Annotated in this window: 17 protein-coding genes; 9 read left to right on the top strand and 8 right to left on the bottom strand. The window is 37.1% G+C overall.

The window, feature by feature from the left end:
* Positions 1 to 30: 30 nt before the first annotated feature.
* Both cmk and IAE52_RS06065 read right to left on the bottom strand, forming a co-directional pair.
* Entirely contained in the window at positions 31 to 693 is a 663-nt protein-coding gene (gene cmk / locus IAE52_RS06070; RefSeq protein WP_003130902.1) for a (d)CMP kinase, read from the bottom strand.
* Positions 694 to 775: 82 nt separating this feature from the next.
* A complete protein-coding gene (locus IAE52_RS06065) occupies positions 776 to 1,291 on the bottom strand; it encodes an SAG1386/EF1546 family surface-associated protein (RefSeq protein WP_023164429.1) in 516 nt (171 codons plus the stop codon).
* A 46-nt stretch (positions 1,292 to 1,337) separates the two neighbouring features.
* On the opposite strand from IAE52_RS06065, the gene IAE52_RS06060 reads away from it, so the two are divergent.
* The 5 genes from IAE52_RS06060 (at position 1,338) to IAE52_RS06040 (ending at position 5,158) form a co-directional block, all read left to right on the top strand.
* Positions 1,338 to 1,541 (top strand): ferredoxin, encoded by a 204-nt coding sequence (locus IAE52_RS06060; RefSeq protein WP_010906103.1) that lies wholly within the window; start codon positions 1,338 to 1,340, stop codon positions 1,539 to 1,541.
* Positions 1,542 to 1,809: 268 nt separating this feature from the next.
* Positions 1,810 to 2,799 carry a PTS sugar transporter subunit IIB gene (locus IAE52_RS06055; RefSeq protein ID WP_003130898.1) on the top strand — a complete coding sequence of 330 codons (990 nt, stop codon included), beginning with the start codon at positions 1,810 to 1,812 and terminating at the stop codon, positions 2,797 to 2,799.
* A gap of 78 nt (positions 2,800 to 2,877) precedes the next feature.
* Positions 2,878 to 3,690, top strand: a complete 813-nt coding sequence (locus tag IAE52_RS06050) for a PTS mannose/fructose/sorbose transporter subunit IIC (RefSeq protein ID WP_015426886.1) — start codon at positions 2,878 to 2,880, stop codon at positions 3,688 to 3,690.
* A gap of 18 nt (positions 3,691 to 3,708) precedes the next feature.
* Positions 3,709 to 4,632 carry a PTS system mannose/fructose/sorbose family transporter subunit IID gene (locus tag IAE52_RS06045; protein WP_015426887.1) on the top strand — a complete coding sequence of 308 codons (924 nt, stop codon included), beginning with the start codon at positions 3,709 to 3,711 and terminating at the stop codon, positions 4,630 to 4,632.
* 142 nt (positions 4,633 to 4,774) lie between these two features.
* Entirely contained in the window at positions 4,775 to 5,158 is a 384-nt protein-coding gene (locus IAE52_RS06040) for a DUF956 family protein (protein WP_003130895.1), read from the top strand.
* A 24-nt stretch (positions 5,159 to 5,182) separates the two neighbouring features.
* On the opposite strand, the gene IAE52_RS06035 is transcribed toward IAE52_RS06040, so the two are convergent.
* A complete protein-coding gene (locus IAE52_RS06035) occupies positions 5,183 to 5,878 on the bottom strand; it encodes a YitT family protein (RefSeq protein WP_109991115.1) in 696 nt (231 codons plus the stop codon).
* A gap of 148 nt (positions 5,879 to 6,026) precedes the next feature.
* Between IAE52_RS06035 and IAE52_RS06030 the strand changes: the two genes are divergently transcribed.
* The 4 genes from IAE52_RS06030 to IAE52_RS06015 all read left to right on the top strand — a co-directional run bounded on the left by IAE52_RS06030 (position 6,027) and on the right by IAE52_RS06015 (position 9,805).
* Positions 6,027 to 6,398, top strand: a complete 372-nt coding sequence (locus tag IAE52_RS06030) for a DUF956 family protein (RefSeq protein ID WP_033899361.1) — start codon at positions 6,027 to 6,029, stop codon at positions 6,396 to 6,398.
* A 383-nt stretch (positions 6,399 to 6,781) separates the two neighbouring features.
* The gene (gene serS / locus IAE52_RS06025; RefSeq protein ID WP_003130891.1) at positions 6,782 to 8,053 is read left to right on the top strand and encodes a serine--tRNA ligase; all 1,272 of its coding nucleotides are present in this window, start codon (positions 6,782 to 6,784) and stop codon (positions 8,051 to 8,053) included.
* A 186-nt stretch (positions 8,054 to 8,239) separates the two neighbouring features.
* Positions 8,240 to 9,214, top strand: coding sequence for a S66 peptidase family protein (locus IAE52_RS06020; protein ID WP_109991116.1), 975 nt, complete (start codon positions 8,240 to 8,242; stop codon positions 9,212 to 9,214).
* A 21-nt stretch (positions 9,215 to 9,235) separates the two neighbouring features.
* The gene (locus tag IAE52_RS06015) at positions 9,236 to 9,805 is read left to right on the top strand and encodes a histidine phosphatase family protein (RefSeq protein ID WP_058211651.1); all 570 of its coding nucleotides are present in this window, start codon (positions 9,236 to 9,238) and stop codon (positions 9,803 to 9,805) included.
* 94 nt (positions 9,806 to 9,899) lie between these two features.
* Here IAE52_RS06015 and phoU read toward each other — a convergent pair whose 3' ends face one another.
* The 5 genes from phoU to pstC form a co-directional block, all read right to left on the bottom strand.
* Positions 9,900 to 10,553 (bottom strand): phosphate signaling complex protein PhoU, encoded by a 654-nt coding sequence (gene phoU, locus IAE52_RS06010; RefSeq protein WP_003130887.1) that lies wholly within the window; start codon positions 10,551 to 10,553, stop codon positions 9,900 to 9,902.
* A 162-nt stretch (positions 10,554 to 10,715) separates the two neighbouring features.
* Positions 10,716 to 11,477 (bottom strand): phosphate ABC transporter ATP-binding protein PstB, encoded by a 762-nt coding sequence (gene pstB, locus IAE52_RS06005; RefSeq protein ID WP_003130886.1) that lies wholly within the window; start codon positions 11,475 to 11,477, stop codon positions 10,716 to 10,718.
* 165 nt (positions 11,478 to 11,642) lie between these two features.
* The gene (gene pstB, locus IAE52_RS06000; RefSeq protein ID WP_003130885.1) at positions 11,643 to 12,452 is read right to left on the bottom strand and encodes a phosphate ABC transporter ATP-binding protein PstB; all 810 of its coding nucleotides are present in this window, start codon (positions 12,450 to 12,452) and stop codon (positions 11,643 to 11,645) included.
* 33 nt (positions 12,453 to 12,485) lie between these two features.
* A complete protein-coding gene (pstA, locus tag IAE52_RS05995) occupies positions 12,486 to 13,379 on the bottom strand; it encodes a phosphate ABC transporter permease PstA (protein ID WP_003130884.1) in 894 nt (297 codons plus the stop codon).
* Positions 13,379 to 14,302: a phosphate ABC transporter permease subunit PstC gene (pstC, locus tag IAE52_RS05990; protein WP_021722156.1), complete on the bottom strand. Its 924-nt coding sequence runs from the start codon at positions 14,300 to 14,302 to the stop codon at positions 13,379 to 13,381. The genes pstA and pstC overlap by 1 nt, the downstream gene beginning before the upstream one ends.
* Between the last annotated feature and the right edge of the window lie 98 nt (positions 14,303 to 14,400).

Below are 14,400 nucleotides of genomic sequence, written 5' to 3'. Positions count from 1 at the left end.
TAGACTATCTAATAATTAAAAAGAACTCATTTACATGAGTTCTTTAGCTTTGTCTTCAATAAATTGAACAATTTCATTAATTGTTTTTCCAGTACTATCAAGTAATATCGCATCTTCTGCTTGTTTCAAAGGAGAAATTGCTCGTGTACTATCTTTGCGGTCTCTTTCCGAAATTTCAATTTTCAAACGCTCAAGATCGGTTGGAATTCCTTTAGACAAATTTTCTTTATAACGTCTTTCAGCTCGTTCATCAACTGAAGCAACAAGGAAAATTTTCAAATCTGCCTTCGGTAAAACAACTGTTCCAATATCACGTCCATCCATGATAATTCCACCATTTTTAGCAATTCTTTGTTGTTCTGCAACCATGAATTCACGAATTTCGGTCATAGCTGAGATTTTAGAAACAGTATTTGTAACTTCATTTGTTCTAATCACTTCTGTAACATTCTCTGATCCCATTAAAACTTCTTGACCTTTTTGACCATTCATAAAAGAAATTGGATTTTTTTCAATAAATTCAATGATTTCTTTTGCATCATCTGTTTCCTTTTGCAAGGCAACAAAAGTAGCTACTCGATACATAGCGCCCGTGTCCAAATAAATTAAGTCAAGATTTCGTGCAATAATTTTAGCAACTGTTGATTTTCCACTTGACGCTGGACCGTCAATTGCAATTTGAATCTTTTTCATAGAATCTCTTTATTTACCTTATTTCCTATTTTAGTTCAATTTTTACTGACAGAATTATGTAAAAAGGTCTGTCAGTGATTTTTTATTTTAATTTTAAAACTTGTCCAGCATGAATAGCTGATCCATCAGCGTTATATCCATCAGCTGTAATTCCATTCAAACTAGCAATCGTTGCCCAAGGAATTCCTGTCTTAGCTGCAATCGTACTTGGATAATCTCCGGTAGCAATTGTATAAGTTGTTCCAGACTCAACGCTACTGCTAGATGATGAGGCAACTGTGCTGCTACTAGCAGGTGGAGTCGCTTCTGTTGAGGAAGAGGCCACGGCTTGACTGGTTGATTCTTCGGTTTTAGCTACTGATGAAGATTGATGAAAACTTTTTGCGATACTAGCTGTATTTCGTACTTGGTTATTCCATAAAATAAATCCAATAGCTAACCCAACAAGAATAAACATGAGGATAACGAGAAAAGTCAAAAAACGCGTCGTTAACGGACGTTTACTTTCATCTCTACCTCTATCATGTCTTTTCATTTCAGTCGATTCTTCTTTCATCGCACGATAAATTTCATTATTCCAGGGTTCTTTTGTTGACACGACCTTTTCCTTTCAATTTTACTATTTTTTTATTATCATTTCCTATATGAAGATAAAAATAATTCCCGATAAATGTATCGCATGTGGTTTATGTAATCTCCATGCGCCAGAAGTTTTTGATTATCACGATAATGGAATCGTCAAATTTTATGATACGGAGGAAGTTCAAAAAGAATTTTCCGATGATAATTCACTTCTTTTAGCTATAAAATCCTGTCCTACAGGAGCACTTAAAATCGAGAGAGATTAGTGTATTATTTTATCAACTACTATTCTACCATAAGTTTTTCGATTCCTGTTACTTTTCAAAAAGATTTATCTTACTTTGATAATCTTTTTTTATTTACGACCCAAAAAACGCTTTATAAAGCTATCTATACAAATTATTTATAAAGGGTTTCCATTCCTTAAAAAACAAGTGTAATATTTTTATGAAAACATTTGCAAATATTGATTTGAAGTAGTATAATAACTAAGTAATAATTTTTATTATAATCTTATATAGGAGGTTACTCACATTGAGTATCGGAATTGTTATTGCGAGCCATGGTGAATTCGCCGCAGGCATCAAACAATCTGGTTCTATGATTTTCGGAGAGCAAGAAAAAGTACAAGTTGTTACTTTTATGCCTAGCGAAGGACCAACTGATTTGCATGCTAAAATCGAAGCTGCCATCGCAACATTTGATGCTGAAGATGAAGTACTTGTCCTTGCTGACTTATGGAGCGGTTCTCCATTTAATCAAGCAAGTGCAGTGATGGGTGAAAATCCAGAGCGCAAGATTGCTATCATCACAGGCCTCAACCTGCCTATGCTTATCCAAGCCTACACAGAACGCATGATGGATGCGTCTGCCGGGGTGGATAAAGTCGTAGCAAATATTATGAAAGAAGCCAAAGGCGGTATTAAAGTACTACCTGAAGAACTTCAACCTGCTGAAGAAACTGCTGTTGCAGCTGCTCCGGCTGCTGTTCAAGGTGCGATTCCTGAAGGAACAGTCATCGGTGATGGTAAAATTAAAATTAACCTCGCTCGTATTGACTCACGTTTGCTTCACGGACAAGTTGCAACTGCTTGGACTCCAGACTCAAGAGCAAACCGCATCATCGTCGTTTCTGACACCGTTTCTAAAGATGAACTTCGTAAGAAACTCATTGAACAAGCGGCTCCAACTGGTGTAAAAGCTAATGTTATACCAATTAAGAAAATGATTGAAGTTGCTAAAGACCCACGTTTTGGTGACACTAAAGCCCTTCTTCTTTTCGAAACTCCACAAGACGCTCTTGCAACAATCGAAGGTGGCGTACCAATTGAAACATTGAACGTTGGTTCTATGGCTCACTCAACTGGTAAAACAATGCTCAACAAAGTTCTTTCTATGGACAAAGATGACGTTGCTACTTTTGAAAAATTGCGTGACCTCGGAGTTAAATTCGACGTACGTAAAGTTCCAGCTGACTCTAAATCTGACCTCTTTGGTTTGATTAACAAAGCTGACGTACAATAATCAGAATATGCTCGTCTGATATTCTGATTACTAAAATTGAATATTAGGCAGCCAAATAATTAAGGAGATATAAAAAACATGGAATACGGTGTTTTATCTGTAATCTTGGTCATTGTTGTTGCCTTCCTTGCTGGTCTTGAAGGTATCCTTGACCAATGGCAATTCCACCAACCAATTATCGCCTGCTCGCTCATCGGTATTGTTACCGGTCATGCTTCTGCAGGGATTATCCTCGGTGGTTCACTTCAATTGATCGCTCTTGGTTGGGCTAACGTTGGTGCCGCTGTCGCACCCGATGCTGCCCTTGCCTCTGTCGCATCATCTATCTTGATGGTTCAATCAAATAACTTTGACTTGACTCACATCATGGGTACTATCGTTCCTGCTGCTATCTTGCTTGCAACTGCTGGTCTTGTATTGACTACTCTTGTACGTATGCTTTCAGTTGTGCTCGTTCACCAAGCTGACCGTGCTGCTGAAAATGGTTCATACTCAGGTGTTGAAATGTGGCACTTCATCGCGCTTATCTGTCAAGGTTTGCGTATTGCTATCCCTGCTGGACTTCTTTTGGTTATCTCACCAGATGCTATCCAAAAAGCTCTTGCTGCTATTCCTCCAGTTATCTCTGGCGGTCTTGCTGTCGGTGGTGGGATGGTTGTTGCCGTTGGTTATGCAATGGTTATCAACCTTATGGCTACTCGTGAAGTATGGCCATTCTTCTTCCTTGGTTTCGCTCTCGCACCAATCTCTGAATTAACATTGATTGCAACTGGTGTCCTCGGTGTTGTTATTGCTATCGTTTACCTTAACCTCCAAGCTTCTGGTGGTTCTGGAAATGGTACTGCATCTTCATCAGGTGACCCAATTGGCGACATCTTGAACGACTACTAAGAAAGGAGGATCTAAAAAATGTCTGAAAATAAAGTAACTCTTGATAAGAAAATCCGTCGTAGCGTTATGTGGCGTTCAATGTTCCTCCAAGGTTCTTGGAACTACGAACGTATGCAAAATGGTGGTTGGGCTTACTCGCTCATCCCAGCATTGAAAAAACTCTACCCTTCTGGCGAAGAAGCTAAAGAAGCTTTGAAACGTCACTTGGAATTCTTTAATACTCACCCATACGTTGCCGCTCCTATCATCGGTGTAACTCTTGCCCTTGAAGAAGAACGTGCTAACGGTGCTGATATCGATGATGCCGCTATTCAAGGGGTTAAAGTTGGTATGATGGGTCCTCTTGCCGGTATCGGTGACCCTGTCTTCTGGTTTACAGTACGTCCTATCGTTGGTGCGATTGCAGCTTCATTGGCTACTGGTGGATCAATTATCGCTCCACTCTTCTTCTTTATCGTGTGGAACGCTATCCGTATCGCTTTCTTGTGGTACACTCAAGAATTTGGTTATAAATCAGGTTCTGCAATCACTAAAGACCTTGGTGGAGGACTTCTCCAAACTGTTACTAAAGGTGCATCTATCCTTGGTATGTTCGTCCTTGGTGTATTGATTCAACGTTGGGTAACAATTAACTTTAATGGTCCTAACGCTGTTGTTTCAAAAATTCCTTTACAAAAAGGTGCTTATGTAGAATTCCCTAAAGGTTCTGTATCTGGTACACAACTTCATGATATTCTTGGTCAAGTTGGTAACAAACTTTCTCTTGATCCTACAAAAGTAACTTATCTTCAAGATAACTTGAATCAATTGATTCCTGGTCTTGCTGGTTTGCTTATCACATTCCTTTGCATGTGGTTGCTTAAGAAAAAAGTTTCTCCAATCGTTATTATCTTTGGTCTCTTCGTCGTGGGTATCCTCGGTCGTTGGGCTCAAATCATGTAATCGATTTGGTATAAAAAAATCAATCTTTGGATTGGTTTTTTTATTTTATTTTTCTCTAATAAATTGAAGTATTTAAGGCAAGTAAAGCGTTTTTATGGTATAATGGTTTTTAGATTATTAATCTAGGAAATGGAGAGAATCTGTGGCTCAATCACTAAATACTAAGGCTGATTATTCAACAGAAGGAATTGCTTATTTAGGTTTTGCTGAATATGGAAAAATTCTGATTGGTGATGTTGCTTTTGAGTTTTATAATGACCGAAATGTTGAAAAAAATATGACTTTTCCTTGGACGGCAGTGGCTCGTGTTGAGGGTGATGTTTCAAAATCCCTCAAAGGTGAGGTAAAAGTTGGTCGACAATTTTCAATCGTTTTACAAAATGGCTCTAAGGTTCGATTCTCATCGAAAAACTCAGGAACTGTTTTAAAATGGATTCGTCATTATTTAGGAAACGATAAAGTGGTTAAATCCCCTAGTTTCCTCGGAACTTTTAAAAATGCTTTTAAGAGAAAGAAGAAAAAATAAAAATCCCAATCTGGGATTTTTTTGTTAGTTAGAGCAAGAACATTCATTAGTTGTGCAAGAACAGCTTGACTCATTTTTTATTAATCCAACTTTTTGTAAAATTTGTTGGCGGTATGAGGGTCGTCCGATGAAACGTGTGACTTTACTGAAGATGTAACAAGATAAGAGTGTGACAAAAAAATTTGGAAGGGCAAGATAAGTCACGACTGCTAATAGCATAACTACAATATCAATACCAAAGAGCGTTTTATCTATTTGCACTTTCCACTTGTTTTCAAAAAGTCGCGCAAGTAGAATAGAGCCTCCAAATGTTCCTTGTGATAGAACAACTAAACCTGCACCAATTCCTGAGAGGATTCCGTCTATAATTCCCACAGTAATCAATGAGTCCATTTGAAAGCCAGTAATTCCTATGGCTTCATAAATCATCATCCATCCGCTCATGGCCAGCGCTCCAGGAATGGTCATTAACAATTCCCGCTGCTCAAGTAGTTTCCAACTCAAAAGAAAGAGTGGAATATTGACTGCAAAAAAAGTCAAAGCTGGATTCATTCCGAAAACAAAGTGAATAAATACTGAAAATCCTGCGATTCCATTGCTAGCCATCGCGTTAGGAACGACAAAAAGTTGAATAGAGAGAATATAAAGGCCTACACCAACTAGTAGTATGAATAGATCTCTGAGAAATAGTCTATCAATTTTTACTCCGATTAAAGTCATTTTACCTCCTTTATTAGTTTTTTCTTATAATCTAATGATAACATTTTTATATTTATTCTTTAAACCATATCCCTCGTTGGGCCTATTTTTATTATCTTCTTTAGTTCTTGATATAATATAGATATGTTATAATACAGGTATAAACGAAATGAGGGCGATTTTGGCAACTAATAATTCTGAAATTTTTTATGAAACAAAAGGAACAGCCTATTTAGGTGTGGTTGAAAATGGAAAAATTATCTTGGGTGATGCTGGTTTTGAATTTGAATATAAAAATCCACGCCGAGGACAAAATATTTTCTTTACTTGGTCAAGTATTAAAAGCGCCGAAGTTGATGTTTCAATCAGTGGAAAACTTGGTCAGCAGTTTTCTTTGATTTTAGACACTCAAGCTAAGGTACGATTTTCTTCTAAGGATTCCGGTTCTATTTTGAAAAAAGTTGCTGAATATGTGGGTAAAGAAAATATTGTCAGAGCACCTAGTTTGCTTGACCCTTTCCGTCGCGCTTTCAAAAAGTAATGATTGATTTTAAAATGATGATTTTAAAAATTTTTGACAAAGTAATTCACAAAATGGTAAAATAAATCTAGAAATGGGTCTTATTAAATTTTTTTAGAGAGCTTGTGGTGCTGAAAACAAGTAAAATGAAATAATGACTTTCTACTTCTGTTAATTTGCTCATGAAAATGAGAACGTCTGCTTACGTTACAAGCGACTTGAGTTCTATTTTTACTGACAGCTTGAATATCAGTTTTCGTCAGTAAATAAATAGATAATTTAGGTGGAACCGTGCGATTACCGCGCCCTAATTCTTTTTGAATTTGGGCGCTTTTTTTCTACTGACAGAACTTTTTCTAAAATATTCTTGTCAGTAAGTTTTATATAAAAATAAAGGAGAGCTTATGCTTGATATTAAAAAAATTCGTGCTGATTTTGACGGTGTTGCTGCAAAATTAGCCACTCGTGGTGTTGAAAAAGAGAAACTTGAAAAACTTCATGACTTAGACATTAAACGTCGTGAACTCATTGTAAAATCTGAGGCTTTGAAAGCTGAACGTAATAGCGTTTCTGATGAAATTTCTCAAGTAAAACGTGCAAAAGGCGATGCCAGCGCACAAATTGCTGCAATGCAAAAAGTTTCTGCTGAAATCAAAGCCATTGATGCTGAACTTGCTGAAATCGAAGAAAACTTGAATGAAATCATTATCATGTTGCCAAATCTTCCTCATGAAAGTACACCAATTGGTGCTGATGAAGATGATAATGTTGAGGTTCGTCGTGTTGGTCAAACTCCAACTTTCAATTTTGAACCTAAAGCTCACTGGGATTTGGGTGAAGATTTAGGAATTTTGGATTGGGAACGTGGTGGTAAAGTCACTGGTTCACGCTTCCTTTTCTACAAAGGTGCTGGCGCAAGACTTGAACGTGCACTTTATAACTTCATGCTTGATGAGCACGGTAAAGAAGGTTATACTGAAATGATTACTCCTTATATGGTTAATCAAGAGTCAATGTTTGGAACGGGTCAATATCCTAAATTTAAAGAAGACACTTTTGAATTGAAAGATGACCGTGGTTTTGTTTTAATTCCAACTGCTGAAGTTCCTTTGACTAACTACTATCGTGGGGAAATTTTGGATGGTGCAGAATTGCCAATCAAATTCACAGCAATGAGTCCTTCTTTCCGTTCTGAAGCTGGTTCTGCTGGTCGTGATACTCGTGGTTTGATTCGTTTGCACCAATTCCATAAAGTTGAAATGGTTAAATTTGCTAAACCTGACCAATCTTATGATGAACTTGAAAAAATGACAGCAAACGCTGAAAATATTCTGCAAAAATTGGGTCTTGCATACCGTGTCGTGGCTTTGTCAACTGGTGACATGGGATTCTCTGCTGCTAAAACTTATGATTTAGAAGTTTGGATTCCTGCACAAAATACTTACCGTGAAATTTCTTCATGTTCAAACTGTGAAGATTTCCAAGCCCGTCGTGCCCAAATTCGTTATCGTGACGAAGAGGGTAAAGTTCAACTCCTTCACACTTTGAATGGTTCTGGACTTGCTGTTGGACGTACTGTGGCTGCTATTCTTGAAAATTATCAAAATGAAGATGGCTCAATCACTGTTCCTGAAGTTCTTCGTCCATATATGGGTGGACTTGAAGTAATTAAATAATAAAAAAATCTACTGACAGAAATTTTTGGACTTGTCAGTAGATTTTTTGTTGAAGATTACTGACAGAAATTTCTGTCAGTAACTTTCAAAATAGAATCCTAAATTAAAATCTTTAAATATTTTTGATGACAATGCTGTCAGTAAATGCTATAATTAGTTCAATTTACTGACGGAGGGCTTTGATAAATGAATAAAATATTTCCTAAAAAATTACAAGAGGGGGATGAAATCCGTGTGATTTCACCTAGTTCTTCTTTGACTCGGACTGGAAAATTTGAAGATAAATTAAAAGCAAAAGCTCGTCTTGAAGCACTTGGTTATCAGGTTACTTTTGGTCAGCATATTTTAGAAAATGATTTGCTTGAATCAAGTTCGATTAATTCACGACTTTCAGATTTCCATGCAGCATTTTCAGACCCTAATGTTAAAGCTGTTTTATGTACCATTGGTGGCTTTAACTCTAATGAACTTCTTCCTTATATTGATTGGAACATTGTAAAAAATAATCCTAAAATTTTCTGTGGATTTTCTGATATCACTGTTCTTCACCAAGCGATTTTCGCTAAAACTGGCTTGGTCACTTACTATGGTCCAGGTTATATCGCCTTTTTAATGGATGAATTACAAGACTTTCAAACTAATTCTTGGAAAAATGCAGTCGCTGGTCAGTCAACTTATTCTTTAAATGCCAGCGATTTTTACACGAGTGATGCTTGGTATGACCCCACTCAAGCTCGTCATCTTCTGCCTGCTGCTTGGAAAATATATAACCATGGCAAATCGACAGGGGAAATTATTGGCGGAAATCTAAATACTTTGATGCTTGTGACAGGAACCAGTGCTCAAGTCAAATCCAATCACCCAATTGCTTTTTTAGAAAATGCTGAAGGTGAAGATTTTTATGATTGGGACCGAGAATTAGCTCATTTTCTGCAAATTTATCCAGATATTGCTGGGCTTATCATCGGTCGTTTTCCTAAGGAAGAGGGGATGACTGAGGAAATTTTACACTTTATTTTAGATAAATATCCCCACTTAAAAACAATTCCAGTCGTCTATGATGTCGATTTTGGACATACTCAACCTATTTTTACTTTTCCTCTGGGAGGGCAAGCAGAAATTTCCACACAGCCTTTAAGAATTGAAATCTTAGAAGGCTAGAACATCAAAAAGGAGAGTCACATGACTGAAGTTTATTTTATTCGACATTCTCTTAGAGATAATGCAGCCTATGACGATATGGATGTTCCACTGACTGCCGAGGGTGAAAAACGCGCACTTATCTTGGCTGATGCTTTTGCAAATGTATCAATCGAGCAAATTTTTTCCAGTCCATTTCAACGTTCTGTTCGTACCCTGAATCCTCTTGCTCAATCTAAAAATCTTGAAATTCAACTCATTTCTGATTTTAGAGAAAGAAATGTTGGCCATGAAATAGCTGATTTTTGGCCCTTTGCTAAGCGACAATGGAATGATTTTGATTATAAATTTGCTGACGGAGAATCCTTACGTGAAGTTCAAAATCGTAATATTTCAGCCCTTGAACAGATTTTAACAACTTCTAAAAATCAAAAAGTTGCAATCGGAACACATGGTACTTCTCTTTCTACCATTTTAAATTTTTATCAACCAGACTTTCAGTTTCAAGATTTTCAATCTTTAGCTGGAAAGATGCCCTATGTCATCAAAATGGACTTTGCTGAAAATAAATATCTGACCCACCAAGTCATTGAAATTGATTATGAGCAATAAAAAAAGTTACTGACAGAACTGCCAGGATATTCGTAATGTACTAAAGTACAAACGACTATCCTATGACAGCAATTCTTGTCAGTAACTTTTTATTTTACAGTTCAATAATGTTTCCAGAATTCAAGTAAACAATCCACTCACAGAGATTGACCGCATAACCGGTAATTCGTTCTAAGTAAACCAGTGTCAACAAGTATTCTTTACCTGTTGTTACTGTTTCAGAGTTTTCTTTCATTCCGTCAAGAATTTTTTCTTGAATTTCATGACTCATACTTTTGATGACATATTGTTGTTCAGCAATTTCATGAGCCCGTTTATCATTGCCTTGAATATAAGCATTGAGTGAAGCATCAACGATAGATTTAACTTTTTCACCGAGTAAGCTAATATCTTCTTCAACCACGTGAATTCTTTCTTCACCTTTAAGTGAAATGGTTGCCTTAGCAATAGATGCAACGTGGTCACCCATTCTCTCAAGGTCAGATGATGCTTTTAGAACGGTGATGATTGTTCTTAAATCGCTAGAAACCGGTTGTTGAAGTGCAATCATTTCTAATGATTGATTTTCAAGACTTTTTTCTTGGTCATTAATGGCATGGTCGCCTTCAATGACTTGTTCAGCCAAATCACGATCATGGCTAACAAAGGCACGAACGGCCTTATTCAATTGAGCAGAAACTTGCGTGCCCATTGAGTAAAATTGATTATGAAGTTTATTAAGATCTTCTTCAAATTGTGTACGCAACATAATTACCCCTCTTTGTTTTTATAGTAATGTTATTATGATACATTCATTTAAATCAACGCTATTTCGCTTTCTTTAATGAATGCTAATGAAATATCTCGCTTCGCCTTTTGGCTAGACGGTCCATTCCATTTTAAAGTCAGCATCAAAGGCTGTCAGTAAAATTTATCCAAATTTACCAGAAATATAATCAGAAGTTTCTTGTTTTTCTGGATTTAAGAAAATACTTTTCGTATCATTATACTCAATCAGATTTCCGTCTAACATAAAGGCGGTGCGATCTGAAATCCGTGATGCTTGTTGCATACTATGTGTAACAATCGCGATTGTATAATCTTTTTTAAGTTCAAGCATGGTTTCTTCGACACGAGCCGCTGAAATTGGGTCAAGGGCTGATGTTGGTTCGTCCATTAGGATAATTTCGGGATTGACAGCAAGGACACGTGCAATACAAACCCTTTGTTGTTGCCCACCTGAAAGTCCAAGTGCTGAACTGTGCAAAATATCCTTAACTTCATCCCAAATATTTGCTGCTTTGAGTGAATTTTCCACCACTTCATCTAGGAGTGCCTTATCTTTCACTCCTTTTAAACGCAATCCATAAACCACATTTTCATAAATTGAAAATGGAAAAGGATTGGGTTGTTGGAAAACCATGCCAATTTCTTTACGTAAATCCACAGTATCAACTTTAGGACTGTAAATATTTTTACCTTTATAATCAATGGCTCCAGTAATTGTTACTGTTGGAATCAAATCATTCATTCGATTGATTGAACGTAAAAGCGTTGATTTTCCACATCCTGAGGGACCAATGAGCGCTGTAATTTCATTCTTATAGAATGTCATGTTTATCGTATTCAACGCTTTTTTCTTGCTGTAATAAAGCGATAAGTCGCTGACGGTTAAAACTGCTTCTTTTTCCATATTTTACCTTTTTATAAGTTACTGATAGAACTACTAGCACATTCGTAATGTACTAAAGTACAAACGACTGTCCTATGACGGACAAGTTTTTCGACAAATCAAGAATCCGTCAGTAGTTTTTTTACTAACGAAAATTCCGTCAGTAATTTTAAACTTTATTTTCTCTTAACCAAAGTGACCAGAGACATAATCTTCTGTTGATTGCAAACTAGGTTGAGTAAAAATTGTGCTTGTTTTATCATACTCAATCAAATCTCCTGAATAGAAGAAAGCTGTATTGTCAGAGGCCCGAGAAGCCTGAGCCATATTGTGAGTCACAATGATAATCGTATAATTTTCTTTAAGTTCCATCATTGTTTCTTCAATTTGCATTGTTGAAATTGGGTCAAGAGCTGACGCTGGTTCATCCATCAAAATAATTTCTGGTTTTACTGACAATGCTCTTGCAATACATAAGCGCTGTGCTTGTCCACCGGACATGGCAAGTGCGGATTGATTAAGATTATCTTTTACTTGATCCCACAAAGCAGCTTGCTTTAATGAAGTTTCAACAATCTCATCCAGTTTTTTCCTGTCTCTCACGCCATCACGACGATGAATGAAGGCAATATTTTCATAAATTGATTTTGGAAATGGATTAGGTCTTTGGAAAACCATCCCAATTTGCTTACGAACTTCAAAAACATTCACTTTATTTTCGTTAATATTGACCCCTTCATAATTGATTTCGCCAGTCACCCGAGCACCATCAATCGTGTCATTCATGCGATTCAAAGCACGTAAATAAGTTGATTTACCAGAACCTGAAGGGCCAATAAGTGCTGTGATTTCATTTTTAGGAAAAGACATTGTCACGCCATGGATTGCTTCTTTTGTTCCGTTATAGAAAACACGCAAATCATTTGTTGATAATGCAATTTCTTCTTTCTCAGGCACCATAATTTTGCGCTGAGACCAGTCATATGTTGTTGCCATAATTATTCTTTCTCTATAAAATCTTTGATTTTCTTAGTTAGAAGATGTTAACTTCTTGTGAATTCGATTTCCAAGGAAACGTGCCCCCAAGTTAAAGAGGAGAACAAAGATAATCAATACTGCTGAAGCTCCTGCAGAAATTTGTTGTGCTGTTGAAATCGTTCCTTCGGTATTAAGTGCCCAGATATGAACAGCCAAAGTTTCAGCTGGTCTGAAAAGTGAGAGTGGCGAAGTCAAGCTCATTGGATTCCAGTTTGCCCAGTTAATTGGTAAGTTCGTTTGTCCAGCAGTGTAAATCAAAGCCGCAGCTTCACCAAAAACACGTCCTGAAGATAAGATAACCCCAGTAATGATTCCGGGCACAGCAGCTGGTAAAATGACTTGTGTTGCCGTTTCCCAACGTGACATTCCGAGTGCCAAACCACCCTCACGTTGTGAAGTTGGAATTGCTCGAAGTGATTCTTCAACATTCCGAGTCATCAATGGTAAGTTGAACACAGTCAGTGCCAAGGCACCTGATAAAACTGAGAATCCAAGACCAAATTGTAATACGAAAATTAACATCCCGAAAAGTCCAACAACGATTGAAGGAAGTGAAGATAAAACTTCAATAGCTGAGCGAACAACACCAGTTAGCCAATGTTTTTGATTCGCATACTCAGACAGATAAATTCCTGCGCCAAGTGATAAAGGAACAGAAATAATCAAAGTGACAATCAAAAGATAAACAGAGTTAAAAAGTTGGACTGCAATCCCACCACCTGTCAATGGATTTGACGCGGTGATGATAAATTTAGGATCTTTAAAGATAACTGGCAAACCTTTAATTAAAATATAAGCCAGTAAAAAAGCGAGGATAAGAACAATGATGCCAGAAAGGACGTAAAGGACACCAGTGGCAATCTTGTCAGAGCGTTTAGCGTTCATTATTTAAGACTTCCTTTCTTAGCAATAGCACGCATTGCGAGGTTGAAAAAGAGTGACATAATCAAAAGGAGTAAGGCAAGTGACCAAAGTGCATTCAATTGAATACCAGGTGTTGCATTTGGAATTCCTGATGTCAAGATTGAAGTCAAGGTTGAAGCTGGTGAAATCAAATCTTTTGGCATCATTACAGCATTACCTACCACCATTTGAATAGCAAGAGCTTCACCAAAAGCACGCGCCATTCCAAAGATAACAGCGGTCAAAATTCCTGGTGTTGCTGCTCTTAGAAGAACACGCCAAATTGTTTGCCAACGCGTTGCACCAAGTCCGAGTGACGCTTCTTTATAATAAGAAGGGACAGCTTTCATAGCATCCACAGTCATTGAAGTTACAGTTGGTAAAATCATGACAAAGAGCACAAACACACCTGACAAGAGACCCAAACCAGTTCCACCAAAAACATTACGAATGGCTGGAACAACAACAGTCAAACCAATGAAGCCATAAACAACTGAAGGAATACCAACAAGAAGTTCAATGACAGGTTGCAAAATTTTCTTACCATATTTTGGTGAAATTTCTGTCATATAAATTCCCGCACCAATCGCAAATGGAGTGGCAACAAGGGCTGAAAGTACAGTAACAATCAATGACCCCGTAAACATCGGCAATGCGCCAACTGCAGGTTTACCGTCAGGGCCAAGATTACCCGGTGACCAATTTGTTCCAAAAAGGAAACGGAAAGGATTAACACCATCTGAATAGAAAGTTGACAGACCTTTTTGAGCAACAAAGACAAGAATTGCACCTACAACGAAGACAATAAGGGCAATACATAAGAAAGTTAAACTCTTACCTAATTTTTCAAGTCTTGAATTTTTATTGCTTGAAAGCAATTTTTCTTTGATTTTTGAATTTTCCATAGGGACCTAACTATTTTTGTTAATTTGCATCTATCTGATTAATGCAAATGAAGTTATTGATTAAACTTATTTTGACTAATTTTTTTACTGACGGAGGA

It is taken from the genome of Lactococcus sp. S47 (genome assembly GCF_016517475.1).
In the GTDB taxonomy this organism is placed as follows: Bacteria; Bacillota; Bacilli; order Lactobacillales; family Streptococcaceae; genus Lactococcus; species Lactococcus lactis.
This window is presented reverse-complemented; position numbering and strand designations above follow the sequence as displayed.

What these genes read in the sequence shown, in the direction of transcription:
- cmk (WP_003130902.1), bottom strand. Translation starts at nt 693, where the DNA reads ATGAAAAAGATTCAAATTGCAATTGACGGTCCAGCGTCAAGTGGAAAA.
- IAE52_RS06060 (WP_010906103.1), top strand. Translation starts at nt 1,338, where the DNA reads ATGAAGATAAAAATAATTCCCGATAAATGTATCGCATGTGGTTTATGT.
- IAE52_RS06050 (WP_015426886.1), top strand. Translation starts at nt 2,878, where the DNA reads ATGGAATACGGTGTTTTATCTGTAATCTTGGTCATTGTTGTTGCCTTC.
- IAE52_RS06045 (WP_015426887.1), top strand. Translation starts at nt 3,709, where the DNA reads ATGTCTGAAAATAAAGTAACTCTTGATAAGAAAATCCGTCGTAGCGTT.
- IAE52_RS06035 (WP_109991115.1), bottom strand. Translation starts at nt 5,878, where the DNA reads ATGACTTTAATCGGAGTAAAAATTGATAGACTATTTCTCAGAGATCTA.
- IAE52_RS06030 (WP_033899361.1), top strand. Translation starts at nt 6,027, where the DNA reads ATGAGGGCGATTTTGGCAACTAATAATTCTGAAATTTTTTATGAAACA.
- serS (WP_003130891.1), top strand. Translation starts at nt 6,782, where the DNA reads ATGCTTGATATTAAAAAAATTCGTGCTGATTTTGACGGTGTTGCTGCA.
- IAE52_RS06020 (WP_109991116.1), top strand. Translation starts at nt 8,240, where the DNA reads ATGAATAAAATATTTCCTAAAAAATTACAAGAGGGGGATGAAATCCGT.
- IAE52_RS06015 (WP_058211651.1), top strand. Translation starts at nt 9,236, where the DNA reads ATGACTGAAGTTTATTTTATTCGACATTCTCTTAGAGATAATGCAGCC.
- phoU (WP_003130887.1), bottom strand. Translation starts at nt 10,553, where the DNA reads ATGTTGCGTACACAATTTGAAGAAGATCTTAATAAACTTCATAATCAA.
- pstB (WP_003130886.1), bottom strand. Translation starts at nt 11,477, where the DNA reads ATGGAAAAAGAAGCAGTTTTAACCGTCAGCGACTTATCGCTTTATTAC.
- pstB (WP_003130885.1), bottom strand. Translation starts at nt 12,452, where the DNA reads ATGGCAACAACATATGACTGGTCTCAGCGCAAAATTATGGTGCCTGAG.
- pstA (WP_003130884.1), bottom strand. Translation starts at nt 13,379, where the DNA reads ATGAACGCTAAACGCTCTGACAAGATTGCCACTGGTGTCCTTTACGTC.
- pstC (WP_021722156.1), bottom strand. Translation starts at nt 14,302, where the DNA reads ATGGAAAATTCAAAAATCAAAGAAAAATTGCTTTCAAGCAATAAAAAT.